The organism is uncultured Succinivibrio sp. (assembly GCF_902756765.1).
Classification (GTDB): domain Bacteria; phylum Pseudomonadota; class Gammaproteobacteria; order Enterobacterales; family Succinivibrionaceae; genus Succinivibrio.
Genome location: NZ_CACVSS010000072.1, coordinates 1 through 10117 on the forward strand (window position 1 = coordinate 1; position 10117 = coordinate 10117).

General features: G+C 40.2%; 9 protein-coding genes. 7 read left to right on the forward strand and 2 right to left on the reverse strand.

Annotated elements, in window-relative coordinates; genetic code table 11:
• Window positions 1-976 (forward strand): F0F1 ATP synthase subunit beta (atpD, locus tag QZU45_RS09320; protein ID WP_295354524.1); only part of this gene is annotated, 976 nt, incomplete at its 5' end.
• Between the two features lie 14 nt (window positions 977-990).
• On the forward strand, window positions 991-1419 hold the full coding sequence (locus QZU45_RS09325; RefSeq protein WP_295354527.1) for a F0F1 ATP synthase subunit epsilon: 429 nt from the start codon (window positions 991-993) through the stop codon (window positions 1417-1419).
• A 52-nt stretch (window positions 1420-1471) separates the two neighbouring features.
• On the opposite strand, the gene QZU45_RS09330 is transcribed toward QZU45_RS09325, so the two are convergent.
• Entirely contained in the window at window positions 1472-2938 is a 1467-nt protein-coding gene (locus QZU45_RS09330) for a PLP-dependent aminotransferase family protein (protein ID WP_295354530.1), read from the reverse strand.
• Window positions 2939-3096: 158 nt separating this feature from the next.
• Here QZU45_RS09330 and QZU45_RS09335 point away from each other — a divergent pair, with 158 nt between their 5' ends.
• The 4 genes from QZU45_RS09335 (at window position 3097) to QZU45_RS09350 (ending at window position 7692) form a co-directional block, all read left to right on the forward strand.
• A complete protein-coding gene (locus tag QZU45_RS09335) occupies window positions 3097-3708 on the forward strand; it encodes a LysE family transporter (RefSeq protein ID WP_295354533.1) in 612 nt (203 codons plus the stop codon).
• 419 nt (window positions 3709-4127) lie between these two features.
• Window positions 4128-5321 (forward strand): aromatic amino acid transport family protein, encoded by a 1194-nt coding sequence (locus tag QZU45_RS09340; RefSeq protein ID WP_295354547.1) that lies wholly within the window; start codon window positions 4128-4130, stop codon window positions 5319-5321.
• A gap of 69 nt (window positions 5322-5390) precedes the next feature.
• Window positions 5391-6788, forward strand: coding sequence for an L-serine ammonia-lyase (locus tag QZU45_RS09345; RefSeq protein WP_295354536.1), 1398 nt, complete (start codon window positions 5391-5393; stop codon window positions 6786-6788).
• A 385-nt stretch (window positions 6789-7173) separates the two neighbouring features.
• Window positions 7174-7692: a DUF4760 domain-containing protein gene (locus tag QZU45_RS09350; RefSeq protein ID WP_295354539.1), complete on the forward strand. Its 519-nt coding sequence runs from the start codon at window positions 7174-7176 to the stop codon at window positions 7690-7692.
• 113 nt (window positions 7693-7805) lie between these two features.
• On the opposite strand, the gene rsmD is transcribed toward QZU45_RS09350, so the two are convergent.
• Window positions 7806-8372 carry a 16S rRNA (guanine(966)-N(2))-methyltransferase RsmD gene (gene rsmD / locus QZU45_RS09355; RefSeq protein WP_295354541.1) on the reverse strand — a complete coding sequence of 189 codons (567 nt, stop codon included), beginning with the start codon at window positions 8370-8372 and terminating at the stop codon, window positions 7806-7808.
• Between the two features lie 130 nt (window positions 8373-8502).
• On the opposite strand from rsmD, the gene ftsY reads away from it, so the two are divergent.
• Window positions 8503-9873, forward strand: a complete 1371-nt coding sequence (gene ftsY / locus QZU45_RS09360; protein WP_295354544.1) for a signal recognition particle-docking protein FtsY — start codon at window positions 8503-8505, stop codon at window positions 9871-9873.
• The last annotated feature ends 244 nt before the right edge of the window (window positions 9874-10117 follow it).

Consider the following 10117-nt stretch of genomic DNA (forward strand, 5'->3'; position numbering starts at 1 on the left):
TATCTGTCCTTTCGCTAAGGGCGGTAAAGTAGGTCTGTTCGGTGGTGCTGGTGTGGGTAAGACAGTTAACATGATGGAGCTTATCAATAACATTGCTAAGGCTCACTCAGGTCTATCTGTATTTACCGGTGTGGGTGAGCGTACTCGTGAGGGTAACGACTTCTACCACGAAATGCAGGAATCTAAGGTTATCGATAAGGTATCCATGATTTATGGACAGATGAATGAGCCTCCAGGGAACCGTTTGCGTGTGGCTCTGACCGGTCTGACCGTTGCAGAGAAGTTCCGTGACGAAGGTCTGGATGTGCTTCTGTTCATCGATAACATTTACCGTTATACACTGGCTGGTACAGAGGTATCTGCTCTGTTAGGTCGTATGCCTTCAGCTGTGGGTTATCAGCCTACTCTTGCTGAGGAAATGGGTGTATTACAGGAACGTATTGCTTCAACTAAGAAAGGTTCAATTACCTCAGTACAGGCTGTTTACGTGCCTGCTGACGACTTGACCGATCCAAGCCCTGCAACAACCTTTGCTCACTTGGACGCAACCATCGTGCTGTCACGTCAGATTGCTTCCCTGGGTATTTACCCTGCAGTTGATCCTCTGGCTTCAACTTCACGTCAGCTGGATCCATTTGTTGTTGGTAAGGACCATTATGAGGTTGCTCGTGGTGTTCAGTCAGTTCTACAGAGATATAAGGAACTTAAGGACATTATCGCAATTCTAGGTATGGATGAGCTTTCTGAAGAAGATAAGCTGGTTGTAGCTAGAGCTCGTAAGGTTGAACGTTTCTTGTCTCAGCCATTCAGCGTTGCTGAAGTATTTACAGGTTCTCCAGGTAAATATGTTCCATTGAAGGAAACTATCCGTGGATTCAAGGGAATTATCGATGGTGAATATGATAATTTACCTGAGCAGGCTTTCTATATGGTTGGTACTATTGACGAAGCTATAGAAAAAGCTAAGAACTTATAATAGAGGGGTGGAAAATGGAGTCAATATCATTCCATCTGAACGTGATTAGTGGCGTTAGTTCATTGTATTCAGGACTTGTACAGTCAATACGTGTTACAGGTTCAGAAGGTGAGCTTGGCGTTAGATACGGTCATACTCCTTTATTAACAACCATCAAGACAGGTATGGTCTCCATCGTTGACAGCAACGGTAAAGAGGATCAGATATATCTGGCTGGTGGTATTCTGGAAGTTCAGCCTGATAATGTAACCATCCTGGCAGATACAGCTCTGCGTGCTGATGATATCGATGAATCTAAGGCACAGGAAGCTATCAAAGCTGCTAAGGATGAGCTTAACCGTCATGGTTCAGGTGATGCTGACTATGCTCATGCATTATCTAAGCTTGCAGATGCTATGGCTCGAATCAAGGTTGTTGAGATTGCAAAGGGTCGTCGCAGATAATTTCAATCTTACTGTACCTTTTTTGAAAACCCTCCAGTGTGAGGGTTTTCTGTTACTTGGCAACCTGTTTAAAAATCAGCTTTTTCAGTATCATTGCACCTTTCTTGAATTCATCTTCTGTAATATAGGCATAAGACAGTCTGATTGAATTGTTTGCCTTAAAATCATATATATCGCCAGGATTTAAAAGTATTCCCGCTTTGATAGCTTCATTGAACAGCAGATCTGTTTTTACAGGTTGTCTGAAAGTAAGCCATATATAAAAGCCTCCCTTAGGCCGTGTCCATTCTGCAATAGATTGAAAATGTTCTTCAAGAATTCTCATTGCATTATCAAGACGCTGTTTTAGTATATTCTTTAGCTTACAAAGATAACTCTCATACATTCCTGTCTTAAGAAACTCCAGAAAGATGTATTGAGATACAGAGCTGGCTCCATAGTCCATCTGCATTTTTGCATCACCTAATCTTTTGACTACAGCCTCTGGTGCCACCAGCCATCCGATTCTAAGGCCTGGAGATAAGGTTTTAGAGGCGGTACCAAGATAGATTACCATGCCATTGTGATCCAGCGTTCTGATAGGGGAATAGTCTTTAGTAAAGCTTAATTCCTGATATGCTCCATCCTCAATTACGGGAATTCTATGGGTTATACAGAATTCCAGAAACTCCTGTCTTCTCTTTTCACTCATACAGATTCCTGTTGGATTATGATTGGTTGGAATTGTATAGACAACAGAGGTGTTTTCAGCTCCTGCCTGTCTTATATGAGGAAGAATCTTCCAGTATTCCATTCCGTCAGAGTCCATTGATATACCTGTAAGCTCAAGTCCTGCTGATTCGAAGACCTGCAGTGATTTAAGATATGAAGGCGCTTCTACAAAAACCTTAGAACCGCTTTTTAAAAGACATACCGAGATCAGCTGTAGAGCCTGTAGTGAGCCTGAGGTAATTAGAATACATTCCTGAGTGGTGCAGATTCCTATCTTATTAAGATGCTTTGCAATTTCACAGCGAAGTTCATAAAGACCTAATGGTTCTAAATACCCTAGAGATGTGACCTTATTACCGACGTTATTAAGAGCTTTCTGCCACAGTTCCACAGGAAAAAGTCTGTGGTCGATCTCACCTGTACCCAGTCTCAACAGATCTTTATCAAACTCAAGCTGGTTTATAACCTGAAGCGTTGAGAGGTTTTCTTTAAAATTTCCGGAGAGTACATGCTTTGACCAGTTCTGATTACTCTTTAACAGTACTGACCAGGTGTTGCTGGCTATTTCTGTACCTGCTCCATAGCTTCCTTTAAGAATTCCGTAGGATGACAGTTCTGCAATAGCGGTGCTGACTGTAGAACGGTTGACCTCAAAGAGTTCTGAGAGCTTTCTCTGGGAGGGCAGTCTCATACCAACTGCAAAAGCGCCTGAACTTACTGAGGATAGAAAAAAATCAATGATTTGCTGATATGCAGGAATTCCTGAGTTTTTATCAGGCTTCCAGCTTATTTCGAGGCAGTTTTTCATTTTTTAAACTTGGTTGGTATAAAAGTAATAATTTGGTTGGTTACAAAAAAATAATCAAAAATATAATAACTCTGAAATTAAAGTTAAATAAAGGAATTAAAGCCTTTTTAGATTGTTTTTTGTGTTTTTAGTATAGTTAATTTGGTTGGTATAATTCAATGTACACTTATTATCTGCAGGGACTTACTATGGGACTGGCATACCTTGCTCCAATTGGTATGCAGAATCTGTTCGTGATTAATTCCGCATTGAATGATTCCCGTCGCCGAGCTTTTTTTACTGCTATTATTGTGGCTTTCTTTGATATTACCTTATCAGCCTCCTGTTTCTATGGTATTGGCAGTTTAATGGAGAAATATAATTTTATTAAACTGGGAATTCTTCTTTTAGGAAGTATCGTACTTATCAAAATAGGTCTTGGACTGGTTAAGAGTAAGGCTGGTGAGATAAAAAAGGACTCAGAAAAAATGCCTATAAGAAGAACTATCTCCTCAGCATGTTTTGTAACCTGGTGTAATCCTCAGGCAATTATTGATGGCACTATGATGCTGGGGGCTTTTCATGTAACTCTGCTTTCCAATCAGGCTCTGCCATTTATGTCTGGCATTATCTCCGCATCTTTTCTATGGTTTTTAGGTCTGATTTTCCTTATCTCTCTGTTCAGCGGCAGAATTAATGCAGGTGTTCTGACTGTTATCAACAGGATCTGCGGTGTGGTTATTATTGCCTACGGACTGAGTCTTCTTAAAAACTTCTTTGGCCTTTTATAGGTTTTTCGTGGTATGGGAGTTTCGTTTTCCGAGAAAAGTCTGTACCTGATGAATAATAGACTGTTCAAATTTTGAATTTTTCAAAAACAGATAATATACTTGTTTTTCTACTGGTTATCTATGCTTCTTAAAACCTAAATACTCAAAGCTTGAGGTAGAACACACAGAAATACTGTTAATTTTTAATGTACTCATGTTTTATCTGCAAAAGTGGTGACTGAAAATGTTTCTGCACTTAAAATGGGCATACTTCGTTTCTGAAGAATATTCAGGCGAGGTATATTCAAATCATGAAAAACCAGAACCAAAGGTTTTTCTATAAAACATAAGGAACTAATATGGAAATAACTAATAATACTGCTGCAACTTCTCAGGTTGTTACCAGCAACTCAAGAGAAAGATGGCACAAGTTCGACATCATGTGGATGCTGAACCTATTTGGAACCGCTGTTGGTGCCGGAATTTTATTCCTGCCTATCACTGCCGGTATGTCCGGATTATGGCCTCTGGTAATCATTACCCTGATTGTTGGCCCAATGACATACTTTGCTCACAGAGGTCTTGCAAGACTTGTTCTGGCATCATCTCTAAAGGACGGTGATATTACCAACGTTACCGAGGAATTCTTCGGTAAATCAGCAGGTTTAATCATTACTGCTCTGTATTTCTTTGCTATCTACCCAATTCTTCTGATTTACGGCGTAAGTATTACCAATACTGTAGACAGCTTTATCGTAAATCAGCTGCACATGAGTGCTCCTCCAAGAGTAATTCTTGCCGGTATCTGTGTTTTCTCTTACATTGCAATTATCATCTGCGGTGAGAAGCTGGTTCTTCTGTTCAATGAGAAACTGGTTTATCCTTTATGCTGCATTCTGTTTGCAATGTCTTTATATCTGATCCCAAAGTGGGATTTATCTCAGTTCAGCTATGTCCCTGATTTTGGCAGCTTTGCATCTACTCTGTGGATTACCATTCCTGTTTTAGTATTTGCATTCAACCACTCTCCTGCAATCTCAACTTTTGCGGTATCTCAGAAAGAGCGTTATGGTGATCAGGCTGAAAAGTATGCAAGCCGTACTCTTAAATACACCAGCGGAATACTGGTTCTGTTTGTTATGCTGTTTGTATTCTCCTGTGTATTATCACTGTCTCCACAGGATCTGAGCATGGCCAGAGCCCAGAACATCAGCATTCTGTCATATCTTGCCAACAAGTTTGATGCTCCTGTTATTGCTTACTTTGGACCATTTGTAGCCTTCCTGGCTATCTCAACCTCATTCTTCGGTCACTACATGGGCGCAAGAGAAGGTTTAAACGGCATCATTGTTAAGCTGACTCCAGGTGCCAAGATGGTAAGTAAACGCAGAAACCGCGTTATCACTCTTTTCTTCCTTCTAACCTTATGGTTTGTGGCAACCGTTAATCCAAGTATCCTAAGTCTGATTGAGTCACTTGGCGGTCCTATCATTGCCATCATTCTGTTCTTAATGCCAATGTATGCAATTGCCAAGATTCCCGCAATGAAGAAGTATCAGGGTAGTTTCTCTAATGTCTTCATTACCGTAATGGGTATCGTAACTATTGCTTCACTGCTGTTAAGCTTTATCTAACAACGTATAACTCTGAGGCCTGGGTAGTACTTATCTGGGCCTATTTATTGATATATAAGAACAAAAATTATGTCAGAATATAAATACAAAATACAAAACAGACCTCCTGTAGAAACTGCTATCTTTGATTTTTTCAAGGTTGGTCCAGGTCCATCAAGTTCTCATACAATCGGACCAATGAAGGCTGGTAACGATTTTTACAATAAGATTTCAGCTCTGAGTGATGAAGTGATTTCAAAAGCCGCTGCAATTGAGGTAACCTTACTGGGATCACTGTCTGCGACCGGTGTTGGTCACGGCACTGATTCCGCTGTTCTTGCCGGTATAATCGGTAATATTCCTGAGAAATGTCCAGGCTCCGTGCTTCAGGATATTAAGAAGACTCCTGAAAAGAAATACGAAATTAAGCTTAAAAATAAATCAATTACTGTAAGTCTGGACTGTATCAAGTTCGGTCCTGTAAAGCATGACTCTCCATACAACAACACCATGCTGATTGCTCTGCTTGATGCAAATAGAAATAACCTGTTTGAGGTTGAATACTATTCTGTGGGCGGTGGCTTTATTCAGTGGAAAGGCTGGAAGGAAGAGGAAAGAGGTAAACCTGTCCATCCATACGGAACGATGCGTGAGCTGCATCAGAGACTTCAGGAAACAGGCCTTACTATACATGAGCTTATCCTTGAGAATGAGATGTCTATAACCGGTATGTCCCGTCCAAAGATCTGCGAAAAACTCGATGAGCTTATGGATGTTATGTACGACTCTGTAAAAAGAGGTCTTAATAACGTAGGTAAGCTTCCAGGTCACCTTGGAGTATGGAGAAAGGCTCAGGCTATCTTAGAGCAGTACAAGACCAATAACTTTGAGGCAGACAGACTGATGGGCAAGATTAACTCCTATGCCTTTGCTGTTTCCGAAGAGAACGCCTCCGGTGGTGTGATTGTCACCGCTCCTACCTGTGGTGCGGCAGGCGTAATTCCAGCTCTGCTGTACGCTATGAGAAATGATATGAGCTTAGGAGACCGAGCTCTGCGCGAGGGGCTGCTTGCCTCTGCTGCAGTTGGTATGCTGTGTAAGCACAATGCAGGTATTGCCGGAGCTGAAGTTGGCTGTCAGGGTGAAATCGGTGTGGCCTCGTCAATGGCTGCTGCTATGCTGGCACATGCAAGAGGTTATGATGCCTGTGTTGTGGAAAATGCTGCTGAAATTGCTCTTGAGCATCATCTGGGACTGACCTGTGATCCTGTGGGTGGCTATGTGCAGATTCCATGTATTGAAAGAAACGCAATGGGAGCTATCAAGGCATATAACGCAGTGTTGCTGGCTACTGCAGAGAAGGATACTCAGCACAAGGTGTCTTTGGATGCTGCAATTATGGCTATGAATGAAATCGGCAGAAACATGAACATCAAGTTCAAGGAAACCAGTGCCGGTGGTTTAGCTGTAAGTGTGGTTGAGTGTTAATACTCCTAAGATTCCATTTCATCACAAAGGTGAAATGGAATAAATATGGGAACATTTTATACATTTTTAGTATTTTGAAGATAGTGATATCTGAGAATTTCAATAATTATTGTCTGGTATTCATGCTAAATGACCTTTGATTCATTTCAACAGATCATCTTTTTCTTGCAGTGTATATTTTGTATTTCAACTTATCTTTGAGATTGAGGATTACACTTTAGTTTACATTCAATTTTGGAAAATGTGATATGATCCACGATCAAAAATGATACTATACTTAATAAAAGGAAAGTTAGGAAAAATAAATGATTGCTACTTTTTGGAGAAACAAAATGAAAATCAGACTATTTGAAGGTTGGGACGGATTCGGGTTCTAATAGATAAAATGACATTTCAAGATATGATGGCAGCTGTTCAGGCTGTCATTTTATTTTTAGGTTTAGGCGCCACTGTTTATACTTTACGTTTTAATCGTAAAGATTCCATGAGAAGATCAACACTTGATCTTATTATTCATCAACGTTCAGATGAAGATTTGAATAAAGCAATGAGCAAGGTGAATGATTTGATTTCTGAAAAGGGCGTGTATGAAGACCTCTCTAGTTATTTTCAGAATCGACATTCAGAAGAAGCTCAAGCTATTCTTAAAGTTTTAAATTTTAGAGAGTTTGTAGCTGTTGGTATAAATCTTAGAGTTATAGACGAAGATATCTACAAAAGAGCTTATTGTTCTCTTGTTCTTAGAGATTGGAAGAATTTAGAAAATACAGTAAAAGGAATGAGAACAGAGTATAAAAAAGATACCCTGTTTCAGGATTTCGAAATGCTGGCAAAACAATGGGCTGATTATCCAATCAAAGACCTTCATAAAAAATCTGGTGTGCGCAGATTATTTCGTCTTTAGTTTTTTTAGTCGAGGGTACGTGGTATTGAAAATACATAGCCTTGAGGTTGCGGAATTCTAATTACGGAAAATGAATTGTCGATAATTTCAAGTTCATGTTTTCGCCAATAAGTCTAAAAAAGCAGACTGCTCTTTCTCATCAGGGTATATTTTGCCTGTCCTGCAGTCTGTTCTCTGATACATTCCAGTCCAGGAACAATCTGGTTGGAACCGTTTCTCATCTCAACGTAGATAACTGAATTTTCATCAATAAGATTTCTCTTAAGGATAAGGCTCAGAGTCTTTTCGTATATATCCAGCTTATATGGAGGATCTACAAAGATGACATCGAATTTCTCTGAGGTATTCTCAAGATAGGATAGGGCATCTGACTTAACTACCTCTACATTGTCTGTCTTAAAGGTGTCGGCAACACTTTTCAGGGTGTATACTGTCTGAGGATTCATCTCAACTAAAGTAACCTTATCAGCACCTCTTGATAGAGCTTCAAAGCCTAATGCTCCTGAACCTGCAAACAGATCAAGCACACGGGCATTTTCAATGTTGCCGCTAAGCCAGGTGAAGATGGTTTCTCTTACTCTGGCAGGGGTTGGTCTTAGACCTTCTGCATCATTTAAAGGGATAAGCTTACCTTTATACAGGCCGCCAATAATCTTAATTTCGTTTTCGTATCCAGCCATATTTCTTCCTTTTTTGAAGAATTGTAACAGAAACAGATCGTCTACACCTGCCTAATAAAATGAAATATCGTAAAAATTAGCATATAATTGCAGGAGTTTGTAAATTGTAATAGCTAAATTGAGGACAATAATGGGCCTTTTTTCATTTTTCTCTAAAAAGAATAAAGAAGAAAATCAGAACGAAGAGAATATCTCAGAGAAAGTTAATGATACAGAGAAGACTGCTGAAGAAGTAAAAGAGTCAGCAGGTACAGAAGCATTAAATACCGAATCATCAAAGACAGAGCAATCTGAGAGTGAAAGTGCTGTTGAAAAGTCAAATGAGACAGAGCAGAAACAGAAGGTACAGACCTCAGATTCTAAAGAGGAACAGCCTCAGAGTGTAGCTGCTGAAGAGGCTAAGGCTGAGCCTGAAGTTGAGGTAGCTGAGGATAAAGAAATTCCTGAGACTTCAGACACCTTTGAAACTAAAACAGAGGTTACTAAGGATGCTGTACAGGAAAAGGCTGAACAGGTAGAAAGCGAAGCTGCTCCTGTTGCTGCTGCCACTGCTGAAGAAGATAAAAACTCAGAGAAAGCTGAAGAGACCAAGGTTAAGAGATCATTCTTTGAGAGATTAAAGCGTACAAGAGAGAATCTTGCTTTAGGTATCGGCGCTCTGGTTTCTGGCAAGAAGATTGATGAAGATCTGTATGAAGAGCTTGAAACCTCTTTATTAACCGCTGATCTTGGTGTTGAAACCACCACCAGAATTATTGAAAAGCTTCGTGAAGAGTCAAAACTGCGTGAGCTTAAGGATGCCAGTGCATTGAAGAATAATCTTAAGAATATTCTTAAGGATATATTAAAGCCTTGTGCAATTCCTCTTGAAGTTAAGAGAACAAATGATCTGCCTTTCGTAATTTTAATGGTAGGCGTTAACGGTGCCGGTAAAACCACTACCATCGGTAAGCTTGCCCTTAAGTACAAGGAGCAGGGCAAGAGCGTAATGCTTGCTGCCGGTGATACCTTCAGAGCTGCAGCTGTTGAACAGTTAAAGGAATGGGGAGTTCGTACCAATACTCCTGTAGTATCTCAGCCAACCGGCTCAGATAGTGCCTCTGTTATCTATGATGCTCTAACCTCAGCTAAGGCTCACAATACAGATGTGCTTATCTGCGATACCGCTGGAAGACTTCAGAACAAGGACAACCTCATGGAAGAGCTCAAGAAGATTGTTCGCGTTATGAAGAAGATTGATGAGAATGTTCCTAACGAGGTTATGCTGGTACTGGATTCAACCACCGGACAGAATGCTGTTTCTCAGATGAAGATTTTCGGAGAGGCTGTCAATGTCTCCGGACTTGTACTGACTAAGCTTGATGGTACAGCTAAAGGCGGTGTAATCTTTGCTCTTGCTGATAAGTTTAAAGTACCTGTAAGATACGTCGGTATAGGTGAGAGTAAGGAAGATTTAAGAGTATTCGATGTCGATCATTTCGTGGATGCTCTGTTCAGCTAATGAAATAATTTCTCTAATAGTGTATTTATAAAGCCTCTAAGGCATATAATTGTTTTCCATTTGTAATTTGCTGTTACGAAGAGAATAAGTTGTCAGATAAAGAGAATCAGTCATTAGGAATGCTTGCCCCGGTTGGCAATATTGAAGGCTATGTAAAAGCCATCAATCAGGTTCCTATGCTTGAAATAGAGGATGAGAGAGCTCTTGCCATAAGACTTCGTGATTATGGTGATCTTGAAGCTGC

What these genes read in the sequence shown, in the direction of transcription:
- rsmD (WP_295354541.1), bottom strand. Translation starts at nt 8,372, where the DNA reads ATGGCTGGATACGAAAACGAAATTAAGATTATTGGCGGCCTGTATAAA.
- QZU45_RS09335 (WP_295354533.1), top strand. Translation starts at nt 3,097, where the DNA reads ATGTACACTTATTATCTGCAGGGACTTACTATGGGACTGGCATACCTT.
- QZU45_RS09340 (WP_295354547.1), top strand. Translation starts at nt 4,128, where the DNA reads ATGTGGATGCTGAACCTATTTGGAACCGCTGTTGGTGCCGGAATTTTA.
- QZU45_RS09350 (WP_295354539.1), top strand. Translation starts at nt 7,174, where the DNA reads ATGACATTTCAAGATATGATGGCAGCTGTTCAGGCTGTCATTTTATTT.
- ftsY (WP_295354544.1), top strand. Translation starts at nt 8,503, where the DNA reads ATGGGCCTTTTTTCATTTTTCTCTAAAAAGAATAAAGAAGAAAATCAG.
- QZU45_RS09330 (WP_295354530.1), bottom strand. Translation starts at nt 2,938, where the DNA reads ATGAAAAACTGCCTCGAAATAAGCTGGAAGCCTGATAAAAACTCAGGA.
- QZU45_RS09345 (WP_295354536.1), top strand. Translation starts at nt 5,391, where the DNA reads ATGTCAGAATATAAATACAAAATACAAAACAGACCTCCTGTAGAAACT.
- QZU45_RS09325 (WP_295354527.1), top strand. Translation starts at nt 991, where the DNA reads ATGGAGTCAATATCATTCCATCTGAACGTGATTAGTGGCGTTAGTTCA.